The 20,032-nt window shown below is 60.6% G+C and carries 20 protein-coding genes; 8 read left to right on the top strand and 12 right to left on the bottom strand.

The window, feature by feature from the left end:
• Window positions 1-8: 8 nt before the first annotated feature.
• The 3 genes from obgE to AC6FTP_RS00335 all read left to right on the top strand — a co-directional run bounded on the left by obgE (window position 9) and on the right by AC6FTP_RS00335 (window position 2,633).
• Window positions 9-1,070, top strand: coding sequence for a GTPase ObgE (gene obgE / locus AC6FTP_RS00345; protein ID WP_497204903.1), 1,062 nt, complete (start codon window positions 9-11; stop codon window positions 1,068-1,070).
• Window positions 1,071-1,085: 15 nt separating this feature from the next.
• Entirely contained in the window at window positions 1,086-1,856 is a 771-nt protein-coding gene (locus tag AC6FTP_RS00340; protein ID WP_497204902.1) for an ABC transporter permease, read from the top strand.
• A 132-nt stretch (window positions 1,857-1,988) separates the two neighbouring features.
• The gene (locus AC6FTP_RS00335) at window positions 1,989-2,633 is read left to right on the top strand and encodes an ATP-binding cassette domain-containing protein (protein WP_497204901.1); all 645 of its coding nucleotides are present in this window, start codon (window positions 1,989-1,991) and stop codon (window positions 2,631-2,633) included.
• Here the strand turns inward: AC6FTP_RS00335 and AC6FTP_RS00330 are convergent.
• From AC6FTP_RS00330 to AC6FTP_RS00305, 6 genes are all read right to left on the bottom strand, one after another.
• Entirely contained in the window at window positions 2,622-2,939 is a 318-nt protein-coding gene (locus AC6FTP_RS00330; protein ID WP_497204900.1) for a gamma-butyrobetaine hydroxylase-like domain-containing protein, read from the bottom strand. The genes AC6FTP_RS00335 and AC6FTP_RS00330 overlap by 12 nt on opposite strands.
• A gap of 87 nt (window positions 2,940-3,026) precedes the next feature.
• Complete coding sequence (gene rpsD / locus AC6FTP_RS00325; RefSeq protein ID WP_497202864.1) at window positions 3,027-3,638, bottom strand: 30S ribosomal protein S4; 612 nt, start codon at window positions 3,636-3,638, stop codon at window positions 3,027-3,029.
• Between the two features lie 30 nt (window positions 3,639-3,668).
• Entirely contained in the window at window positions 3,669-4,226 is a 558-nt protein-coding gene (gene rpsK / locus AC6FTP_RS00320; protein WP_497204899.1) for a 30S ribosomal protein S11, read from the bottom strand.
• 36 nt (window positions 4,227-4,262) lie between these two features.
• The gene (gene rpsM, locus AC6FTP_RS00315) at window positions 4,263-4,658 is read right to left on the bottom strand and encodes a 30S ribosomal protein S13 (protein WP_497202862.1); all 396 of its coding nucleotides are present in this window, start codon (window positions 4,656-4,658) and stop codon (window positions 4,263-4,265) included.
• A 27-nt stretch (window positions 4,659-4,685) separates the two neighbouring features.
• The gene (gene rpmJ, locus AC6FTP_RS00310; RefSeq protein ID WP_146855128.1) at window positions 4,686-4,799 is read right to left on the bottom strand and encodes a 50S ribosomal protein L36; all 114 of its coding nucleotides are present in this window, start codon (window positions 4,797-4,799) and stop codon (window positions 4,686-4,688) included.
• A 138-nt stretch (window positions 4,800-4,937) separates the two neighbouring features.
• Complete coding sequence (locus AC6FTP_RS00305; protein ID WP_497204898.1) at window positions 4,938-5,789, bottom strand: TerC family protein; 852 nt, start codon at window positions 5,787-5,789, stop codon at window positions 4,938-4,940.
• A 92-nt stretch (window positions 5,790-5,881) separates the two neighbouring features.
• Here AC6FTP_RS00305 and AC6FTP_RS00300 point away from each other — a divergent pair, with 92 nt between their 5' ends.
• On the top strand, window positions 5,882-7,351 hold the full coding sequence (locus tag AC6FTP_RS00300; protein ID WP_497204897.1) for a hypothetical protein: 1,470 nt from the start codon (window positions 5,882-5,884) through the stop codon (window positions 7,349-7,351).
• Here AC6FTP_RS00300 and AC6FTP_RS00295 read toward each other — a convergent pair.
• Complete coding sequence (locus AC6FTP_RS00295) at window positions 7,345-8,337, bottom strand: enolase C-terminal domain-like protein (protein WP_497204896.1); 993 nt, start codon at window positions 8,335-8,337, stop codon at window positions 7,345-7,347. The genes AC6FTP_RS00300 and AC6FTP_RS00295 overlap by 7 nt on opposite strands.
• A 94-nt stretch (window positions 8,338-8,431) precedes the next feature.
• On the opposite strand from AC6FTP_RS00295, the gene AC6FTP_RS00290 reads away from it, so the two are divergent.
• The 3 genes from AC6FTP_RS00290 (at window position 8,432) to AC6FTP_RS00280 (ending at window position 11,806) form a co-directional block, all read left to right on the top strand.
• Complete coding sequence (locus tag AC6FTP_RS00290; RefSeq protein ID WP_497204895.1) at window positions 8,432-9,667, top strand: class I SAM-dependent rRNA methyltransferase; 1,236 nt, start codon at window positions 8,432-8,434, stop codon at window positions 9,665-9,667.
• A 27-nt stretch (window positions 9,668-9,694) separates the two neighbouring features.
• Window positions 9,695-10,561, top strand: coding sequence for a DMT family transporter (locus tag AC6FTP_RS00285; RefSeq protein ID WP_497204894.1), 867 nt, complete (start codon window positions 9,695-9,697; stop codon window positions 10,559-10,561).
• 366 nt (window positions 10,562-10,927) lie between these two features.
• Complete coding sequence (locus tag AC6FTP_RS00280; protein ID WP_497204893.1) at window positions 10,928-11,806, top strand: GIY-YIG nuclease family protein; 879 nt, start codon at window positions 10,928-10,930, stop codon at window positions 11,804-11,806.
• Window positions 11,807-11,929: 123 nt separating this feature from the next.
• Here AC6FTP_RS00280 and AC6FTP_RS00275 read toward each other — a convergent pair whose 3' ends face one another.
• The 5 genes from AC6FTP_RS00275 to AC6FTP_RS00255 all read right to left on the bottom strand — a co-directional run bounded on the left by AC6FTP_RS00275 (window position 11,930) and on the right by AC6FTP_RS00255 (window position 18,967).
• Window positions 11,930-12,070, bottom strand: coding sequence for a hypothetical protein (locus tag AC6FTP_RS00275; protein WP_497204892.1), 141 nt, complete (start codon window positions 12,068-12,070; stop codon window positions 11,930-11,932).
• Window positions 12,071-12,165: 95 nt separating this feature from the next.
• Window positions 12,166-13,647 carry a LamG domain-containing protein gene (locus AC6FTP_RS00270; protein ID WP_497204891.1) on the bottom strand — a complete coding sequence of 494 codons (1,482 nt, stop codon included), beginning with the start codon at window positions 13,645-13,647 and terminating at the stop codon, window positions 12,166-12,168.
• Window positions 13,648-14,567: 920 nt separating this feature from the next.
• The gene (locus AC6FTP_RS00265; RefSeq protein WP_497204890.1) at window positions 14,568-16,574 is read right to left on the bottom strand and encodes an ATP-dependent helicase; all 2,007 of its coding nucleotides are present in this window, start codon (window positions 16,572-16,574) and stop codon (window positions 14,568-14,570) included.
• 46 nt (window positions 16,575-16,620) lie between these two features.
• Window positions 16,621-17,997 (bottom strand): alkaline phosphatase family protein, encoded by a 1,377-nt coding sequence (locus AC6FTP_RS00260; protein WP_497204889.1) that lies wholly within the window; start codon window positions 17,995-17,997, stop codon window positions 16,621-16,623.
• Between the two features lie 13 nt (window positions 17,998-18,010).
• Window positions 18,011-18,967, bottom strand: coding sequence for a ThuA domain-containing protein (locus tag AC6FTP_RS00255; RefSeq protein WP_497204888.1), 957 nt, complete (start codon window positions 18,965-18,967; stop codon window positions 18,011-18,013).
• 114 nt (window positions 18,968-19,081) lie between these two features.
• Here AC6FTP_RS00255 and AC6FTP_RS00250 point away from each other — a divergent pair, with 114 nt between their 5' ends.
• On the top strand, window positions 19,082-19,996 hold the full coding sequence (locus AC6FTP_RS00250; protein ID WP_497204887.1) for a sugar phosphate isomerase/epimerase family protein: 915 nt from the start codon (window positions 19,082-19,084) through the stop codon (window positions 19,994-19,996).
• Window positions 19,997-20,032 lie beyond the last annotated feature (36 nt).

The following is a 20,032-nucleotide window of genomic DNA, read 5'->3' as shown; positions in this document are numbered from 1 at the left end:
CCCCGTCCATGTTTGTCGATCAGATCAAGGTTTATGCGCGCGCCGGAAAAGGCGGCGACGGTTCAATGCACTTCCACCGCGGTAAGTTCCGCCCCAAAGGCGGTCCCGACGGGGGCGATGGCGGCCGTGGCGGCAGCATCATCCTGCTCGTGGACAACAGCACGAACAGCCTGCGCACCTACTTTTTCAATGCGAAGCTCAATGCTGAAGACGGGCATAAAGGCGGCGCGAACCAATGCACCGGCCTGAGCGCGGACGACGTGATCTACCGGGTGCCGCCGGGCACCGTGGTCTCGAAGATCACCGAGGTGGAAGATCCCGAGACCGGTGAGGTCGAAGAAGTCTTCGAACCCGTCGCCGATCTCAAGGTAGTTGGAGAAACCTTCGTACTCTGCAAAGGCGGCAAAGGCGGCAAGGGCAACGTCCACTTCAAGACCTCCACGCACCAGTCCCCGCGCGAGTTCACGCCCGGCGAGGACGGCCAGGAAGGAAGCTTCCACTTCGAACTGCGCAGCATTGCCGATGCAGGTTTCGTCGGCTTCCCGAACGCCGGCAAGTCCACCCTGCTCTCAAAGCTCAGCGCCGCGAGACCGAAGATCGCAAACTATCCTTTCACCACGCTCCAACCGATGATCGGCGTGATCCACTTCGGCGAACATCGCCGTGGCACGCTGGCAGACATTCCCGGACTGATCGAAGGAGCCAGCCAAAACATCGGCCTCGGGCACGATTTCCTGCGCCACATCATGCGCTGCCGCACGCTGCTCTTCGTGGTGGACACGGCGGGCACGGAAGGACGCGACCCGATTGAAGATCTGGAAACGGTGCGCAAAGAAGTGAAGCTGTACTCGGACGAACTCGCCAAGCGCCCGTGGATCATTATCGCGAACAAGCTCGATGCCGAAGGTGCTGAGGAGAATTTCGAACGGCTCAAAGAACGCTTCAAACGCATCAAGATCATCCCTGTGTCCGCGCAAACCGGCCAGGGCATGGACAAGCTGCGCGAGTACCTCGACAAGCAGATCGGACGCGACATCATCGTCGGTTTCACCCAGGTCTCGCCGACCTGATGCTCTAGTTTAGCCATGCGCCGCCCGTTCTGGATCTCTCTCGCACTGATCACGGCGGCGTACTTGCTCTTCTGGTTCGCGCTCATCGCCGCCACGGCTGGCTACAGCACGCCGGAGGCCTGGATGCAGACGCTGATGAAGCCGGAAATCCGCTACGCCACCCTGCTGAGTCTCGTCACCTGCTCCATCGCTGCTGCAGCGGCACTGCTCGTCGCCGTGCCCATCGGCTACCTCATGGCGAGACGCGAGTTTCCCGGCAAAGCGCTGCTTGATGCGGCGCTGGACATCCCCATCGTGCTGCCACCGATGGTCGTGGGCATCTGCCTGCTGATCTTTTTTCAAACCAGCCTCGGGCAGGCCATCGAGCGCGTCCTCCCCTTCACCTACACTATCGCCGGAGTGGTACTGGCGCAGTTCGTCGTCGCAGCCGCCTTTGCCATCCGCACGATGCGCGGGACCTTTGATCACCTTTCCCCACGACCCGAGCAGGTCGCGCTGACACTCGGGGCCACGGAGTTTCAATCGCTCTGGCACGTGGCGCTGCCAGCAGCGCGGCGCGGGATGCTTGCCGCCTTCTGCATCTCTTGGGCGCGCAGTCTCGGGGAGTTCGGCCCCATCCTCGTCTTCGCCGGAGCCACCCGCATGAAGACGGAAGTGCTACCGACCACCGTTTGGTTAGAATTGAGCGTCGGCAATCTCGACTCCGCCGTGGCGGTGAGCCTGACCATGATCGGCGTGGCGGTGCTCGTGCTGCTGGCCGTGCGTGCAACGGGAGAGCGGGTCTGAGAAGTTGACGGTGGTTTACGGTTGTTGACCATGGTTTACCGTAGTTTCCCAAACCTCAGACAAGCCTTCTAAAAACAACCGTCAACGACTGTAAACTACCGTCAACCATCGTAAACTTCTCCCCCCTTCCCCATGATCTCCCTCGAAGCCATCACCTGGAAAGCGCCCAGCGGAGCCTTTGGTCTCCAGCAGATCTCGCTGAGCATCCCGGACAACACGTATGCCGTGCTGATGGGCTCGACGGGCTGTGGCAAGACGACGCTGCTGGAGATCCTCTGCGGCCTGCGCACGCCGCAGGGCGGACGCATCCTGCTCGATGATCGTGATGTCACGCATCTCCAGCCACGAGAGCGTGGCATCGGTTATGTGCCGCAGGATCTCGCCCTTTTTCCTGCGAAGCTTGTTCGCGATCAGATCCTGTTCGCGCCGCTCATGCGCGGCTGGAAGGATGGGGAGGCAATCCTCAACGATCTCGCCAACGAACTCGGCATCAGCCATCTGCTCGACCGTCTCCCAGACGCGCTCTCCGGCGGTGAAAAGCAGCGCGTAGCTCTCGCGCGTGCGCTGGCAGCTCGCCCGCGCGTGCTGCTGCTGGATGAACCGCTTTCCGCCCTAGATGAAGGCACACGCAACACCGCGATGGACCTGCTGCACACGCTGCAAGTACGCCATTCACTGACCGTGCTGCACGTCACTCATTCCCCTGCGGAAGCTGCTGCTCTCGGTCAGATGCAGTTGCGCCTGATCGACGGGAAGGTTTTACCCTCAGGCCAGTGATTCCCCGCCTTCGCCGAGCTTGCGGAGGTAGTCGAAGGTGTAGAGGCCGGTGTTGTGGCCATCGCTGAACTCAAACTGGAGCGCATAGCCGCCGACGGGACGCCAGCCGCGCACGGTGACTCCAGGAAAGGTCTTTTGATCCGTGCCGCCGATCTTGCGACCGAGGAGATCGCGCTCGCCGGTGTTCTCAGCACTCGGTGAGGCGGCGCGGAGACGCTCGGACTGGATGTAGTGCTCCGTTCCGTCGGCCCAGATGAGGGCGACTTCGGTGCCGATGAGTTCGATGCGCTGAGGTGCGGCGATCATGAGAGGTAGGAAAGGTGGATGAGTCTGTTTACGACAAAGGGACGCCTCGCGGCGTCCCTTTGAAAAGTGATTCGAATCTGACTCCGATTAACGGGAGTAAAGTTCGACGACGAGCTGCTCGTTGGCGATAGGATTGATCTCATCGCGGATCGGAGCACGGTTGACCGTGGCGGTCATGGTGTCGCGATCCACAGTCATCCAATCCGGGGAAGGATTGCCGAGGGACATTTCGAGGAAACGACCGACGAGCTGTGTGGAGCGGGGGCTTTCCTTGACGCCGATCTTGTCACCAGGCTTCACCTGGAAGCTGGCAATGTTCACCACGCGACCATTGACGGTGATGTGGCGATGGCTGACGAGCTGACGGGAAGCGAAGCGGGTGTTCGCGAAGCCCATGCGATAGACCACGTTGTCGAGACGGAACTCGAGCATCTGGAGAAGGATCTCACCGGTCACGCCCTTGCGGCGCTGAGCTTCAGCGAAGAAGCGGCGGAACTGCTTTTCAAGAACGCCATACTGGAAGCGGAGTTTCTGCTTCTCGATGAGAGCGACGCCGTATTCCGACACCTTGCGGCGTGCGTTGCGGACGCCGTGCTGTCCTGGTGGGAAGTTGCGGAGTTCGAGAGCCTTGGAAGGGCCGAAAAGGGCGATGCCGAAGCGGCGGGCGATCTTTTCGCGGGGACCTGTGTAACGTGCCATAAACTAGAGAAAAGGGAGGGGGCTGGGGGATTAGACGCGACGGGCTTTCGGCGGACGGCAGCCGTTGTGAGGGATCGGGGTCGCGTCTTTGACGACGGTGACTTCCACGCCCATGGCCTGAATGGCACGGACAGCAGATTCACGGCCGGAGCCGGGGCCACGGAGGCGGACTTCGACGTCACGGAGACCGTGGCCCATGGCCTGACGGCAGGCGTCTTGAGCGACGACCTGAGCGGCGTATGCGGTGCCCTTACGGGAACCACGGAAGCCCATCTTACCAGCGGTGGACCAGCCGATGACATTGCCGACCTTGTCGGAAATGGTCACCATGGTGTTGTTGAAGGTAGCCTGCACGTGGACGATGCCACTACCGACGTTTTTGGAACCCTTGGCCTTGATGACCTTGGAGGTTTCGGTGCCATCACCGCCACCGATCTCGAGCCAGACGCTCTGAGACACGGCACGGTCACCGGAAGTGGGTTGCTTGTCAGCTCCAGGGGCCACGGGAGCGCCAGGAGCGGGAACGGCCGGAGCCGGAGTGGGGGCAGCGGCTTCAGGAGCTGCCACAGGTGTCGTTTCGTCTGCCATACTAATAGTGAGTTACTTCGGTTTGCTTCCGCGGGATTAGACCTTGCCCTTCTTGGCGCCAGGATTGCGCTGAGCGCCGACGGTCTTACGAGGACCTTTGCGAGTGCGGGCGTTGGTGTGAGTGCGCTGACCGCGGACTGGAAGACCACGACGATGACGGGTGGCACGATAGCAGTTGATGCCGAGCAGACGCTTCATGTGCATCTGCTGCTCACGACGAAGGTCACCTTCGATCACGATCTTCAGCGCCTGCGCCGTCTGGGCGATCTGAGCGAGCTGATCATCCGTCAGTTCACCTGTGCGGATGTTTGGGTCAATGTTGGTGTGGGCCAGGATTTTACGGGCCAGGGGAAGACCAATGCCAAAAATATAAGGCAGAGAATATTCGATCTTCTTTTCGTTCGGGATTTCGACTCCAAGTAGGCGTGCCATAACAGAAGGTGCGTATAAAAAGTTGGATCAACCCTGACGCTGCTTGTGGCGTGGGTTTTTGCAGACGACGCGGACGACACCAGCGCGACGAATCACGCGGCAAAGTTCGCACAAGGGTTTCACAGACGGACGGACTCGCATAGGGAGGAATACAGGGGGAACTCCGCCATCAGGGCGGAGGGGCGTGAGTCGTATCACAGGGGACTATGCGTGCAACTGACAATTTTGAGTTTTTCACAATGCCGCTGAATCATCGGGACGCCTGGGGAAGTGCCGTTTTCAGCCCCGTTTCACCACAGCGATGGCCTTCTTGAAAGGCCAGGTGATGACGACAATGACCGCGCCGACCAGGGAGGCAAAGATCTCCATGGGGAGAAGAATGATGCGCAGGAAGGGATTGAGGATCTTTTGCAGCAGCGGCTTCTCTGAGTAGGCCAGCGTGAGCGCAGTGATGAGGATGATGCCGGCAAACTTCATCAGCTTCACCTTGGTCGGACCAAGATCGTGGAAGAAGTCATGGAACTGCAATTCCGTGAGCAGCAGCAGGCCGACATAGCCGACCAGCACAAACGCGGTGTGCTCCAGCACGGGATACTTCTGGATCATCTTCACCGCGACACCAGCAACGAGCCGCAGCGCGATGATGCCGATTGTAACGCCAACATAGACAGGCCAGAGATCCTTCGGACTGAGAGCGATGGCGGCGACGACGTTGTCCACGCTAAGACTCAGGTCCATCAGGGAGATCATGGTGATGGTGCCCGCAAAGGTGCGGTGGTGGACGTTCACCGCATCACCTTCCTCTTCAGCCACGCCTTTCTGCCCTGCGAAGTGAGCACACATGAGCCATACTAAATAGAGGGCTCCGACAAACATGATCCAGTGATTGTCGATAATGTAGGAGGCAAAGAGCAGCGCGAGCACGCGGAAGCCGTAAGCACCGATGTAGCCAATGTTCATCGCTGTGGCCCGCTTCTTCTCATCGAGGTGCGAGGCCATGGCGGCAATGGCGAGGGCGTTGTCCACGGAGAGGAGTCCCTCGATTAAAATGAGCCCGAGAATCACGGGCAGGGCTTCGATAAACTGTTCCCAGAGGGTGAGCGGGGCGGCGGCGAGGAGGTCGGCAATCATTGGCGGGCAGTGAATACGAATCCCCCGGCGATGTGCAACGCTCATTCAATCCGCTCGCGCACTTCGCGTGATGTGGCATCTTCCGGTCATTCATGTCCAATCACGGTGTTTTGAGTCTGCGCTGTCCCTCCTGCGGACGCCCTTTTCTCTCCCTGCCCCAGCAGAGCGGCACGCTCGTGACCTGTCCTCACTGCGCTGGCAGTGCGCCGATGTCGGTCTTCACCGCCGCGCAGATTCCTGCGGGCGCAGCGACGTCCGTGCCCATGCGCCGACGGGTGGCACGTCAGCCGGATTTCACGCCAGCCTGGGCTACGCCCATGATGCAGCCGCCCGCCGCACCTCCTCAGCGTCCGGTCTATGGCTCCCCCGCCTGGCCAGCGGCACCGGAAGCACCGCCCATGTTCACCCCTCCAGTGACGGGCACATTCCCTCCAGCACCAGAAATCGCCCCGTCACTGCCCGTGTCAGCCTATCCGGCCGCGGGGCCGCTGGCTCCGCCTTTGAGCATGTTTGGCATTGCTGAAAACCAGCCCAACCTCATGCCGCCGGTGCCCCAGGCTCAATACGTCCCGAGCTACGCGCCGCCCGAGCCTGCCCCGATTGATTTCGCCGCCATGCGCGAGTCACCACCGATGCTCGAAGCTGACATGGAGTCCTGGCAACCTCCAAGACAGCACTCCTCCGCACTTTCAGCAGTGGCCTTTCTGATCGTTGTCGTCGGTGCCTGCGTTTGGGTGCTGAAAGAGGACCTCTTCCCGCCCATGGTCGTGGAGATTCCAGTCGTGAAGCCCACGCCTGTGGTCGCCAAAACCGACCCCATTTCACCCGCACCTTCCGCTGTCGTGACTCCGCCCACGGTCACTCCTGAGCCAGCCCCGGAAATCCGCCGAGCAGAGATCGTGAAGCCGCCGGTTGATCTCATCGCCGCTGGCGAAGCGGGCCAGAAACTCTTCCTCGATCTCATTGAGGCTGAGACACCTGAAGCCCGCGCGGCACTCATCGCCCAGCCCGAAGAGAACGGCGCGGATGTGGAGGAGTTCTTCGCCGCCGGGAAAGTCGAACTGCTCGCCTTCAAGCCCTCCAACGCCACGCCATTGACGCTACCAGGCCAGGATGCCGTGCCGCTCTTCCAAGTCACGACCAAAGCCAACAGCCACGGCGCGCTGCTTCGGGTCGTGCCACAAACCAACGGCAGTTTCCTGCTCGACTGGCCTCTCTTCGCCGAGACCCATGAGCGGAAGTTGGCGGGCTTCTTGGAAAAGAAACCCGCCGAGCCCGCCTGGTTCTACCTCGGCCTCCGCCGCAGTCACGGGCTGGAACTCCCCCAAGCCAGCCGTGACATTCACGTCGCCTTCAAACTCCAAGGCTCCGCCGATGGATCGCTCTCCTGCCTCGCCGTTGCTCAAAAGGACATACCCATCGGACGCTACCTCGCCCGTGAAACCGATTGGACAGACATCTACCTCGCCCGCCTGCTGCTCCAGCACCGCAAGCTGGCGGATGGCACCGATGCCATCGTCATCCTCGACTGCGAAGGTGCCGCCAAGGCGGATCTTCAGTGAGGTCGCGCGCCGATTCCCGGCCCGGCAGGCATCACGAGCCAGCCTGATTCATCAAAGCGCACGCCAAAGAAGTCGTCGTCGGCCAGATACAGATGCCCGTCGAGATCGGCAAAGTCCGCCCAGGGGGCCAAATGCGCCGCTGCCGTGATCCCGAGACTGCTCTCGATCATGCAGCCGAGCAGCACGCCCAGCCCATGCTCGCGTGCCTTCGCGATCATCCGCACGGCTCCGGCGAAGCTGCCGCACTTCAGCAGCTTCACATTCACGCCGTCCACCAGCCCGGCCAGCGCCGCCACATCATCGGCGTTCTGAGCGCTCTCATCGGCATACAGTTGGATGGGCAAAGCAGGCTCGTGGGCGCGGCGTGACTTCAGTTCCTGCCAGCCCTCGATCCCGAGCGAATGATGAAACGGCTGCTCCACCAGCGCCAAGCCATGTGCAGCAGCCTCCGCCAGCATCCTCACCGTCTCCGCCACCGACCAGCCGCCATTCACATCCGCGATGATCTCCGCCCCTGGTGCCGCAGCACGGGCCGTCTTCACGATCTCACGATCATGCTCCAGATCACCGCTGCCGAGCTTCAGCTTCAGCACCTGAAAGCGCTGCGCCGTCTCCGCCACCTCAGCGGCATAGGCCTTCAGATCCGTCGGAATGCTAAAAGAGCGACACACCGCGATCCGCCCCGCCTTCTGCATCGGCAAAGACTCCGGGACCAAAGCTGAAAGCGGCACACCTCGGGCCCGGCATTCCTGATCGCAGCGCAAAAGATCCAGCGCCAGTTCGGCGGCGCGTCCGGGTTTGCCCGGCCCGCCCGAGCGCAGCCAGGCCAGCGTCGCCTCCACATCTTCATGATAATACGGCACGAAGGGAGCCTCCCCCACGGACTCCCCTTCCCTCACCCGCACCACCTGCCGCGTGCTCGATGATCCATGCGCGATCCGAAACGGCGTGGTCAGGTGGAGCGTCTTGAGTTCGACTTCGATCATGGCCCGACACTGAAAACAAACTTCGTCTTCAGCAAGATCGAATCATCTCTGGCAGACGCACACTTCCGCGATAACGATCACCTTTCCCCCGCCCATGCCCCGCCCGCCCTTCCGCCGCCCACCTTCCTCTGCTCCGAAACCTGCACCTCCCGGCAGTGACGACTGGCCGCGTCCATGGGCGCAGTTGAAGTACTACTCCTTCCACCCGGCCATCTACCCAAACATGGTCGGCGCCGTCTCCAGCGAAGTGATCGCGGGCGATCTCGTGAACGTCTTTGACAAAGAAGGCCGCCGCTTCGGTGCCGGTTATTACAATGCCAAGGCCCGCGTCCCCCTCCGCGTGCTCCATCATGGCGAGGACGACTTCACCGAAGCCGATCTCGACGCACTACTCCTCCAGGCCATCAGACTGCGGAAAGACTACCTCAAGCTCGACTCCGTCACCGAAGGCTACCGCGTCGTCCATTCCGATGGCGATGGCCTCAGCGGTCTCATCGTCGATCGTTATGGCGACACCCTTTCCATCGACATCACCACCCTCGGTGCCTGGCGTCGCATCCGCCGCTGGCTGCCCATCATGCATGAGCAGCTCGGCACCACACAGCAGGTCATCCGCGTCGATCCAGACATCGCCCTTATCGAAGGCATCCGCATCGGCGACGTGCCCGAAGCCACGCAGCCCGGCCCACGCAGCGTCAAGATCCGCGAGCACGACGTGCGCTTCCTCGTGAACTTCGAGGCCGGACACAAGACTGGCTTCTTCTGCGATCAGCGCGACAACCGCGTCAAGCTCGGCAAGCTCGCCAGCGGTCGAGTCCTCGATCTCTGCACCTACACCGGCGGCTTTGCCCTCGCGGCGAAAATGATCGCCAAGTGTGAAGACGTTACCGGCGTGGACCTCGACGAAAAGGCCATCGCTCAGGCGAAACAGAACGCCAATCTGAATCAAACCCGCATCGACTGGGTGCATGGCGACGCCTTCACCTGGGGCCGCCAGATGCAGCGCAACGGCCAGCTCTGGGACACCCTCGTGCTCGATCCGCCCAAGCTCATCCATCAGCGCGACAACCAGGAAGAAGGCATCTTTAAATACCGCGACCTCAACGGCCTCGCCATCCAGCTCGTCAGGCGCGGCGGCCTCTTCGTCACCTGCTCCTGCTCCGGCCTTCTTGGTGCCGACGACTTCGAAGAGCTCGTCATCGGCTCCGCTCATCGTCAGGGACGCAAACTCCAGATCCTCGACCGCACCGGCCCCGGCTTGGATCATCCAGTCATGTCAAACTGCCCCGAAAGCCGTTACCTCAAAGTCATCTGGGCTCGCGTGATCTGATCCCCGAGTGAGTCCGAGATCCCCTTCATGCGCGACTACCTGAAGCTCCACCTCGTCGTCGTGGCCTGGGGCTTCACGGCCATCCTGGGCAAGCTCATCGACATGCCCGCTGTCGAGATGCTCGTCTGGCGCACCGTGCTCGCTGCGCTTGGCTTTGGGTTCGTCGCCCGCTGGCAAAAGGTCAGTCTCCAGCTCACCGCCGCCCAAGCAGGAAGAATGCTCCTGCTCGGTGGACTGCTTGGAGCCCACTGGATTCTCTTCTTCATCTCCGCCCGGCTTTCCACCGCCTCCGTCTGCCTTGCCGCCATGCCCACCGCCATGGTCTGGTGCTCCCTCATCGAGCCCTGGATCAATGGCACACGCCGTTGGCGTCCGCTGGAGCTCATCGTCGGCGCCGTCATCGTCGGGGCCGTCTGGCTCATCTACGAGGTCGAGTTTCGTTACTGGCTAGGCTTCAGCGTCGGACTCGCCGCCGCCGTGCTCGCCGCCATCTTTGCCGTCATCAGCAAGCAGATCGTCGCCCGCTCCCACTACGCCGTTTTGGGCACCTATCAGATGAGCGGAGCCGCCCTCGTCTCCGTCATCGGCTGGCTCTGGCTGGAGAAAGGCCACGTCACCACCCCCGGCTGGGACGATGTCCTCTGGCTCCTGCTCTTCGCCTCCATCTGCACCGTCTGGGCTTATGCCGGTTACATGGAGGTCCTCCGCCGTCTCTCCATGTTCACCGTCAATGTCATCTACAACATGGAGCCCATCTACGGCATCCTCCTCGCCGCCCTCATCTTCGGCTCGGAGGAGTTCATGAGCAGCGGCTTCTACCTCGGAGCCGCCATCATCATCGGCAGCGTCCTCCTCGTCCCCTGGCTTGAAAAGTGGGTCGATCGAAGGGCGTGATCATCGTCAGGAAGCCTCTGCGTGGGACACTTCAATGGGGACGAACAAGTCAGAACCGCACCGCTGTTCGGATCAAAGCAGGCAAGGTCAGGCGCATGGGACAGTGACGCCGTAAACCGACGACTTTGCTGTGGATGCCTGGCATCTTTTTTCTCCTCGTTGGTTTGGTCAATTGTGATCAAGTGGCAACCCGTTGGGTTTTCGCGTCACCACTCCCTATCCTAGCAATGGCGCGGGTTGCCACACTTCTTGACTTTTTAGCCTGGGGATTTGGGCTTGATTCAGTGTTGAGAAAAAAGATACCGTTCACAGTAAACATTAGGACAAAGACTTTGATTATTTTAATCCACAGAATATCCCAAATCTATGGCCAGCATATCTACTGAGCAGATGCGCTTTCTAGAAAAGCATTCAATCCCTCTGTCGCGAGTATTTGATGCAACAGGAATGAGTAAGGCGGAGCGTGAGAGAGTTATGCATGAGTTGGGTATGCTCGTTGCTATTGGTGTCAGCCCATGCTCAAAAGGTGAGCACACAATGAAAACCCGCAGTGGTCATTGTCCACAGTGTGGAACGCAAAACTTAGCATTTCTGCGCCGTCATGAAGATTCGGGTATTGTCTATGTCGCACTATCTAAAGCAAGCGGGCTTATCAAAATTGGCACTGCTGCAAATGTCACCGCACGGGTAAATTCGCTAAATTACTATGCTTATGGCGGCATCAGAGATTGGTGTGTTCGTTTTTCTTTCCCGTGTGATAAGGCAGGCAAAGTAGAGTTTGAAGCCCACAAAATTTTACAAGCATACCGAGTTTCAAAGTCATACGTGAAGCAGGGCAGCGCCGTTAACTGCCAAGAGTTGTTTGAGTGTGAACTGACTTTTGCTCATGAGGCAGTCATAACGGCCTTGAATAAGCTGAATCTCGGCAAAAAAGACAAGATAAAGAACAAGATACCAGGTATGTCTAGCCTTGGGATTTACGGTATAAAACCCCTTCCATTGTCAAGAGCCAGCAGGTCATACGACCCAAGACCGAGTCGCCAATACAATGAGTTAAACCGCGTTATTATAATCAAGGGGCATGTTTACCTGAAGGACCTTGCGGAGTTAATGCGCTTAGAGGCACCACACTTATTGGAGGATTTAATTGCGATGAACCTAGAGTGCCCGTCACAAAACGGGGAGATAAACCGTGGTGACGCGGTAATACTATGTGAAAAGCGTGGCTATTCTCTGCAAGAATAGGGCCGGAATGTCTCCGCGTCTCCACTCTCCGTGTCTGGCTCCAAACGGTGGAGCCTACAGGCTCATGTGGCTCACGGGGTCGCTCCAGTCGCTGTAGCTAGTGCTGCCGCCGACGGCGTGGACTTAGAACTGGTAGTTGCCGCCGGGTGTGAGGCCGCCCACGGGCAGGGCGCGGGAACTGGGGAACTGATGCCTGACCACATCCTGCGCCCGCTGCCTGACCTCCCGCCTTTCGTCTTGGAGCCTCGGAGAGGCGGCAGGCACTAGCCCACGGATTTATCCGTGGGTCGGCACGGGCATTATGCCACCATCACCAAGAGTCCCGGCAGGGACGAAAGAATCCATGACGTGGTATTTCATTACTTCCACGGCTGGCTGTAAAGGGCCTGTACCTGCTCGGGCGTGAGGGCGCGGTCGTAGATGCGCACGTCGTCGATTTCGCCGTCGAGGTTTTGCCAGCCGCCATTTTCAACGGCTCCGAGCGTGGTCCACATGCCTTCCGTTGGATACTCGACGGCCTCGGGTGTCTGGATTTCAGAAACGAGGGCACCATTGATGTAGAGTCGCATGGTCCGGGTGCGGGTGCTGAGCATGTCCATGGTGCCGACGACGTAATACCACTGCCCCGCTTCGAGCGAGAGAGGGGACTGAACGGCGATTTGCTGCGTGGGACGTTTTTCACCTGCGGGGGTGAGCTGGATCTCGTTTTTTGCCAGCCGGAAGGTGGGTCGGCCTGTCACGGAGCGGTCGGAGCGGAACTCCGCTTTGCCATTGGAGAGCACATGCAGCACCCAGGGGTCGAGACCGGGCCGTTTGTCGCCATGCCAGATGATTTGGGAGCCAAAGGACTTCGGCAAGCTGTGGTAACGCACCCAGGCACAGAGTGAGAGCCGGTCACTGAGCCTGGGGCTGCGCTCTGTGGGGATGACGACGGAGTCGCCGCTGGCCAGTCGCTTGTGGCCCGGATTTTTGTTCAAGTGGAGGGCCGTGCCGCGTTCGGTGCTCACGATGGCAGCACCACCCCTGATTTCACCGTGTCTGCCATGAGGGCTGCTGTCGGCGGCGTCCTTTTGATCGAAGCTAAAGTGAGCGAGAAGACCCTCTGTCGGCGCGGCGGGAACGGAGCCGGAGACGACGGGCTTGGCAGGAGCGTGTTTTTTGGACGTGCTGGTGCTGAATTTTGTCACCGCCTTGACCGGAGCGACGGGCACCTGGCTTTTCTGGGCGATTTTTTGGATGCTTGGCACCAGTGGATTCTCGGGACTGAGAGGATCACCGAGCGAGTTCGCGAGCGCCAGTAGCGCGGCGGGCTCCATGTCGGCTCCGCCCTCCGAGACGACGGGAAAGAGCACCATGCCATGCAATCGGAGGCCGCCCTGCACCCGACGAATCACGATGCGGTCAGCGGTGGGATGTCTTGCCAATGGAATGACAAAGGTGTCCGTGGTGGCCTGCTGGCCGATGTCCACCACATTCCCAAAGAGGTCCACCACGACGGCGCGCCCCTGTGAATCAAAGAGCTGAACGACGAAGTCGGTGTCGGCATCCGCTTCAAAAAGCAAGGTCGCCAAAAGATTGCCGCTAGGGATTTTGGTGCGGTCGATGGCGATCTCGACCCAAGCTTTGCCCTTCGGTGTCGCTGCATCCACCCGCCAGCAGCGCGGCTCATCCACGAAGGTGCCACCGAACTGATTCACGCCCGTGATCCATGAGGGGAATGAGGTTCCTTCGACCTGTGGCAGGCGGTTCCAGCGGCTATCAAAGCCGAATTCGGCGACTTCGGGACTGGCTGCGAAAATCGCCGTAACCGGCAGGAGGAGGGTGAGCAGGTAGCGTCTCATGCCGCCGATCCTGCGACGAAGCACTCCGCACAACAAGCCTATTCTCATCGTTGGAAAGGAAGAAAGCGTAGGCGGGGTATGGACCGGGTAAATAGGCAACAGATTGACCGGGACATGGGTCACCCTTTTCAGGGCGGCCTATGCCTGCCGTGGGACGACACGGCGGGAAAAGCCCATCACCCACCGCTAAAGCGTTGGGCTAGTGCCTGCCGCCTCTCCGAGGCTTGAGAAGGAACGTCTCAGATCGGCTTTTTGGCTCCGCAGGGGCTGTATGGAAATGAGACTGTCCCGAGGAACAGAAAGCCCCGCGCCCCAGTGATCATGGCGAATGGGGTATGGCAGGGCTGGGGGTGGAGGACGTGCCTGGAGCTGCCCTCCAAGGCCAGCCACGCCTTTCCCTCCTCGCGAGTGCGGGAGGTGAAAGAGTGGGTCTTGAAGATCTTCCCCCCGGCGGAATGGGCGTTTTCACTGTTCATGCAAACATTTTTTTGGCGCTACTAGGCCATTTTGGGGCAAAAAAGGGCCTTTTGAGCCGATTTAGGCAGGTGGTAGCGCCGCTAAGGCGCGTGGTACGGCGGCTAAGGCGCGCCTTAGCCGCGCTAAGGTGCGTGGTACTGGCGCTAAGGTGCGCCTTGGCCGCGCTAAGGCGCGTGGTACTGGCGCTAAGGCGCGCCTTGGCCGCTCTAAGGCGCGTGGTACGGGCGCTAAGGCGCGCCTTAGCCGCTCTAAGGCGCGTGGTACAGCCGCTAAGGCGCGTGGTAGCGGCGCTACGGCCTGCCCTTTTTCACGGGTTTGACGCCTTCCTGAGGGTGCAGACAGGCTCAGAGCCTTCGGTGAGGACACTGAGACCCTTCAGTGTGGGCAAATAGAGCTCTACTTGTGGGCACAAACGACTTGGAAAGTCGTTCTACGTGAGGCGGTTAGCCGTCGGAGAGCATCGCCTTGAGCCCGGCGAAGAAGTTTGTGGTCTCCTCCTGGCTGACCATCTCCTTCATGTGGGTGGTGTAGTCCACCTCCTCGACATGGGTGCGGTCGAGCTCCTTCAGGAAGGGGCTGGGCAGCTCGGTCTGGGTCTTGCCCCACTTCATGCGGGTGCGGACGTAGCTGATGGTGAGCTTTTGCCGGGCGCGGGTGATGCCGACGTAGAAGAGACGGCGCTCTTCATCGACTCGACCTTCCTCATAGCTGCGTTTGTGCGGCAGGATGCCCTGCTCCAGGCCCGGCAGATAGACGATGGGGAACTCCAGCCCTTTGCTGGCGTGCATGGTGATGAGGCAGACGCCTTTCTTCTTCTCGATGTCGTCCTTGTCCTCGCGCTCATCATTGAGCGTGATCTCATCGAGGAAGCCCGCGAGGCCGTCCTTGCGGTTGCGTTCGTCGTAGTTGGCGAGCTGCTTGAGGAACTCGCTCAGGCCGTTGTCCCAGCCGTTGTATTCCTCGGGGGTCTTGGCCAGCTTTTGCAGATACTCGCGGTAGCCGATCTCCAGGATCAAATGCTCGGTCATCTCGGCGAGCATCACGCCCTCGCTCTGCGCGGCGGCGGCATACTTGCTGATGATGCCGGTGAAGGTGCGCATGGCATTGCGTGCTTTCTCGGGGATCTGGCGGAGGAAGTCTTCATCGCAAAGCGCCACCCAGATGCTGTGATGCTTCTCCATCGAGCGCTCACGGGCCAGTTCCGCTGAGGTGGTGCCGATGCCGCGTGTGGGTGTGTTCAGCACCCGCAGCAGGGCGATGTCATCATGCGGATTATGCATGGTGGTCAGGTAGGCCAGGATGTCCTTGATCTCCCGCCGGTCAAAGAAGCTGCGCGCGCCGATGACGCGATACGGGATCTTCCGCTGACGGAAGGCCTGCTCCAAAATGCGGCTCTGATCATTCGTGCGGAAGAGCACGGCGAAGGACTCATAGGGCTCCTTGTCCGCGAAGAAGGCTCGTTCCACTTCCTTGCCGATCATCTCGGCCTCCTCCTTGTCATCCTGCACGGCCACGAGGCGCACGGGCGCACTGCCGACGTTGCGGCTCCAGAGCGTCTTCGGGCGGCGGCCGGCGTTGTTGATGATGAGACTGTTCGCCGTGTGGAGGATGGGCGTGGTGGAGCGGTAGTTCTCCTCCAGCTTCACCACCGTGGGATCGGGGAAGAAGTTCTCGAACTCGGTGATGTTCGTGATCTCCGCGCCGCGCCAGCCATAGATGGACTGGTCGTCATCGCCCACGACGCAGACATTGTAAGGCGCGGGGACGAGCGCGCGCAGCAGACGCATTTGCAGGGAGTTCGTGTCCTGGAATTCATCCACCATGACGAAGCGATGCCTGACGTGCAGGGTCTCGCGCACCATGGCATTGCCTTCGAGAAGCTGCACGCCGAGGCAGAGCAGGTCGTCGAAGTCCATGGCGTTCAGCGCACGCATCTCATTGGCGTATTTCTCACCCACGGCGGCATGGAGGTCTTTTTCGGGATCGCCGAGGCTTTCGCCATAGTTCTTGGCTTTGCTGATCTTGGTGAGCACGGCCTGCGGGTCCAGCGTCTCCTCTTTGACGAGGAGGTCCTTCATGGCGCGCTTCATCAGGCTGATCTGCTCGCTCTGGGAGTAGATGACGAAGTTCTGCTTGTAGCCCACATGCTCGGCGAACTCGCGCAGCAGGCGCGCGCAGAAGGCATGGAAGGTGCCGACGATGACCTTCTTGCCTGTGTTGCCCCGGCACATCTCCTTCACACGCTCACGCATTTCGGCAGCCGCCTTGTTGGTGAAGGTCACGGCCAGGATGTGCTCCGGCTTGATGCCTTCATTGATCATGTAGGCGATGCGGGCCGTGACGACGCGGGTCTTGCCCGTGCCCGCCCCAGCCAGGATCAAAAGCGGCCCGTGAATGTGCGTGGCTGCCTGTCGTTGCTGGGGGTTGAGTGTGCCGGTGAATCCGCTCATGCGCGCGCCCCCGATTGGATGGCTCGGGCCGGGTTGCAAGTGGCAATCATGGCCGGGAGCAAACGTTCAGCAGATGCCCGCAGACCTGATCGGCGCGGACGGCTGAGTGGGCGGGCAGCGAGGGGATGTCCCCCATGAGAACGGGCCAGTCTTTCTGATCCTCCGGCAGGCGTCCGTGGCTGCCCTTCACGAGCGTGGCATCCAGCGGGATGACATCCATGAGGTAGCGGAAGCCGAGCTTCTTCTTCGCCAGCGTGAGGCCGAGCTTCAGCTTGGGGAACTTGATCTTCGGATCGATGAAAAGCTCCACGGGGTCATAGCCGCACTTGCGGTGAATATCGACACAGCGGGCGAAGTCGGGCGCTTTGGCATCGTCCTGCCAGTAGTAGTAGGTGAACCAGCTCCGCTCATCGGCGATGGCGATGAGGTCGCCACTGCGGGCGTGATCGAGCCGGGCGTAGTTTTTCTCCACCTTGCCGAGCACCTGCTGCACGCCGGGTGTCTGCTCCAGCACGGCGCGGACTTGATCCATGATCGTGGGGTCCTTCACATAGATGTGCGCGACCTGATGATCGGCGATGGCAAAGGCACGCGAGCCGCCGAGGTCGATGGTATCCAGCCCGAGTTCTTCTTTGATGGAGACCCAGCCGTAGTCCCGGAAGATGCGGTTCAGATGCACGGGGCGGTCCACATCCGTGATGCCATACTCGGAGAGGATCACGACTTTGATCTGACGGCTCTCGTAGAAGTCGATCAAGTCGCCGACCACCTCGTCGATCTGGCGCAGATCTTCGGCGATGACGTCCATCTTCAAGCCCACGCGCTGGAGGTTGTAATCCAGATGCGGGAGATAGACGAGACTGAGCGTGGGCCAGTGTTTCTCCTCGATCCACTTCGCGCTCGCGGCGATCCATTTGGAGGACTCGATGCCGGAGGCCGGGCCCCAGAAATGCATGAAGGGAAACTCGCCGAGGTCGCGCTTCATCCGATCCCGCAGAATCATGGGATGGGTGTGGATGTCGAAGACCTTGCTGCCATCGCTGAGATACAGCGGACGCGGCGTCACCGTGTAGTCGGCGGTGGAGTGCATGTTGTACCACCAGAAGACCTTCGCGCAGGTGAACTCACGGTCGCCTTTGCGCAGCATGTCCCAGAGCTTCTCCCCCTGCACGAGCTGCTCGGGCTGCTTCCAGAAGCGATGCTCCGCGTAGTCGCGATCATACCAGCCATTCGCCACGACTCCATGATCCTTCGGCATCCGCCCGGTGACGTAGGTGGCCTGGGCCGTGCAAGTCACGGCAGGAACCACCGGCTCGATCAAAGCACTGCGACTGCGCTCCATGAAGGCACGGATCTTCGGCGTGTGCTCGCCGATGAGGCGGGGCGTCAGGCCGACGACATTGAGGATGGCAGTGCGATTCATGAATGAGGTCGCTTTAGCGCTGAAACACTCCCGGAGTCAGCATGGCGGTCTTCTTCGGCTTCGGTGCGGATTTGATGTCGAGGTTCTGGGAGAGATCGTCTTCCGTCACGGTGGAGGCGACACCCTCGGCAGGCACTTCGACTTTGCTGATCCAGAGGAGGGCGTTGAGGATGGTTTTGCGGAAGTCGCCGTTGCCCCAGTTCTTGTGGAAGTGCCCGCCGGTGAAGCCGAAGCCGCGCCCGCCATCGGCACGCTCCACGGCCCACATGGTGGACTCCTGCGCGCCTTTCTCGGCCTGGATGTGCGGGTACGGTCCTTTGGGGTAAACATACGGACCGTCGCGCGTGGCGTCCGGCGGGGTGGCGACGAGGATGGGCACGAACTTCATGCCTGCATCTTCAGCAGCGGTGATGCCATCTTTGAAAGCAGGGCGGAAGCGCATGTTGATGTACCATTCGTCCTCGATCTGGAAGGGCTTTACACCGCTGGAGATCGGATGCACGGGGAAGCTGGTGAACTTCGGCTCCCAGATGGGATTGCAGGAAAAGCTGTTCTCGTAGTGTCCGCCGAGCCATTCTTTAAACTCAGCGCCGCCGAGCTCGGGCACGACCTCCACTCCGTAATGCATGACGCCAAAGCCGACACCTTTGGCAATGAGCGCGCGCAGTGTCTCCAGATGCGTGCCCTGCACGGCAGGGTGGCCTTTGCCGCCGTCAGCATAGATCACGACGGCGTCGGCATCGGCAAAGGTGGCCTCGTCTTTGACCCAGCCCATCTCGTGACGGTCCACGACGAGATTTGGCACGGAGGCGAGGCATTTCTCCAGCAGCGTGGTGCCAGCTTTAAACTCATGCATGCCCGGCGGATGCGAGGGCTTCCCGGCGATGAGGACGAGCTTGTGTTTGCCATCCGGGGTGACGGCGCTGGCGGCTGCGGTGAGAAGGAATAGTGTGGCGAAAGGGAGGCGCATGGTGGTGTCAAAGAATGCATGGCAGTGCATGGGCATGGCAAGGTGAGAATGCTGAACGGCGGCCAAAATATCTACGGCATGATGGGAACCGCCCGCCCAAAGCGTAGTGCGGTCATGTCCCCAACTTTTACTTCAGGCACACGCCGTCAGTTTCTCCATCAAGCCTCCCTTGCCGCCGCCGCTTTGGCCGCTCCCGCTGCGCTCCAGGCGAATCCCAAGATCCCGGATGCGCTCGCAGGCCGGATTTATAAAACACTCAAGGTCGGCATGATCAAAGGCGGGAACCTGACAGAGCGCTTCAAGACGGCGAAGGCGGCGGGCTTCATGGGTGTGGAGATGGGCTTCCCCGGCGACAAGGTGGAAGACACGAAAAAGGCCATCGCCGAATCCGGCCTGCCCGTGGATGGCAGCGTCTGCGGCCAGCATTGGGCGATCCGCCACACGAGTGCAGATGCGGACACGCGCGCCAAGGCTCTGGAGAATCTCAAACAGGCACTGCGCGACACCCGCGAAGTGGGCGGGCACAGTGTGCTGCTGGTGGTGGGCAAAGGCGAGGACGGCCCCGAAAGCGAGATCTGGCCGCGCTCGGTGGAAAACATCGCCAAAGCGGTGCCTCTCGCCGCCGAACTGGGCGTGCAGATCGTCATCGAGAACGTGTGGAATCAGTTCCTCTACGACCACGAAGGCGACTCCAACCAGACAGCGGACAAGTTTGTAAAGTACGTCGATGAGTTCCGCTCTCCCTGGGTCGGGATGCAGTTCGACATCGGCAACCACTGGAAATACGGCAGCATGGGCGGCTGGATCAGACAGCTCGGGCATCGGGTGCTGAAGTTGGACGTGAAGGGCTTCTCCCGTGCGCAGAGCAAATTCACCCCCATCGGCCAGGGCGACATCGACTACGCCGATGTGCGTAAAGCGCTGCACGAAATCAACTTCCACGGCTGGCTCGCCGCCGAAGTGGCTGGAGGTGACCTGGCCTATCTCACGGGCGTGGCGAAGGAGATGGATGCGGCCTTCGGACTGTGACAGGCAGCGTGAAGTTCGGCGATGAGCTGGGGTGTC

This window comes from Prosthecobacter sp. (assembly GCF_044378005.1).
In the GTDB taxonomy this organism is placed as follows: Bacteria; Verrucomicrobiota; Verrucomicrobiia; order Verrucomicrobiales; family Verrucomicrobiaceae; genus Prosthecobacter.
The sequence above is the reverse complement of the archived record's forward strand: the minus strand, read 5'-3'. Positions and strand labels throughout refer to the sequence as shown.

What these genes read in the sequence shown, in the direction of transcription:
- obgE (WP_497204903.1), top strand. Translation starts at nt 9, where the DNA reads ATGTTTGTCGATCAGATCAAGGTTTATGCGCGCGCCGGAAAAGGCGGC.
- AC6FTP_RS00340 (WP_497204902.1), top strand. Translation starts at nt 1,086, where the DNA reads ATGCGCCGCCCGTTCTGGATCTCTCTCGCACTGATCACGGCGGCGTAC.
- AC6FTP_RS00335 (WP_497204901.1), top strand. Translation starts at nt 1,989, where the DNA reads ATGATCTCCCTCGAAGCCATCACCTGGAAAGCGCCCAGCGGAGCCTTT.
- AC6FTP_RS00330 (WP_497204900.1), bottom strand. Translation starts at nt 2,939, where the DNA reads ATGATCGCCGCACCTCAGCGCATCGAACTCATCGGCACCGAAGTCGCC.
- rpsD (WP_497202864.1), bottom strand. Translation starts at nt 3,638, where the DNA reads ATGGCACGTTACACAGGTCCCCGCGAAAAGATCGCCCGCCGCTTCGGC.
- rpsK (WP_497204899.1), bottom strand. Translation starts at nt 4,226, where the DNA reads ATGGCAGACGAAACGACACCTGTGGCAGCTCCTGAAGCCGCTGCCCCC.
- rpsM (WP_497202862.1), bottom strand. Translation starts at nt 4,658, where the DNA reads ATGGCACGCCTACTTGGAGTCGAAATCCCGAACGAAAAGAAGATCGAA.
- rpmJ (WP_146855128.1), bottom strand. Translation starts at nt 4,799, where the DNA reads ATGCGAGTCCGTCCGTCTGTGAAACCCTTGTGCGAACTTTGCCGCGTG.
- AC6FTP_RS00305 (WP_497204898.1), bottom strand. Translation starts at nt 5,789, where the DNA reads ATGATTGCCGACCTCCTCGCCGCCGCCCCGCTCACCCTCTGGGAACAG.
- AC6FTP_RS00300 (WP_497204897.1), top strand. Translation starts at nt 5,882, where the DNA reads ATGTCCAATCACGGTGTTTTGAGTCTGCGCTGTCCCTCCTGCGGACGC.
- AC6FTP_RS00295 (WP_497204896.1), bottom strand. Translation starts at nt 8,337, where the DNA reads ATGATCGAAGTCGAACTCAAGACGCTCCACCTGACCACGCCGTTTCGG.
- AC6FTP_RS00290 (WP_497204895.1), top strand. Translation starts at nt 8,432, where the DNA reads ATGCCCCGCCCGCCCTTCCGCCGCCCACCTTCCTCTGCTCCGAAACCT.
- AC6FTP_RS00285 (WP_497204894.1), top strand. Translation starts at nt 9,695, where the DNA reads ATGCGCGACTACCTGAAGCTCCACCTCGTCGTCGTGGCCTGGGGCTTC.
- AC6FTP_RS00280 (WP_497204893.1), top strand. Translation starts at nt 10,928, where the DNA reads ATGGCCAGCATATCTACTGAGCAGATGCGCTTTCTAGAAAAGCATTCA.
- AC6FTP_RS00270 (WP_497204891.1), bottom strand. Translation starts at nt 13,647, where the DNA reads ATGAGACGCTACCTGCTCACCCTCCTCCTGCCGGTTACGGCGATTTTC.
- AC6FTP_RS00265 (WP_497204890.1), bottom strand. Translation starts at nt 16,574, where the DNA reads ATGAGCGGATTCACCGGCACACTCAACCCCCAGCAACGACAGGCAGCC.
- AC6FTP_RS00260 (WP_497204889.1), bottom strand. Translation starts at nt 17,997, where the DNA reads ATGAATCGCACTGCCATCCTCAATGTCGTCGGCCTGACGCCCCGCCTC.
- AC6FTP_RS00255 (WP_497204888.1), bottom strand. Translation starts at nt 18,967, where the DNA reads ATGCGCCTCCCTTTCGCCACACTATTCCTTCTCACCGCAGCCGCCAGC.
- AC6FTP_RS00250 (WP_497204887.1), top strand. Translation starts at nt 19,082, where the DNA reads ATGTCCCCAACTTTTACTTCAGGCACACGCCGTCAGTTTCTCCATCAA.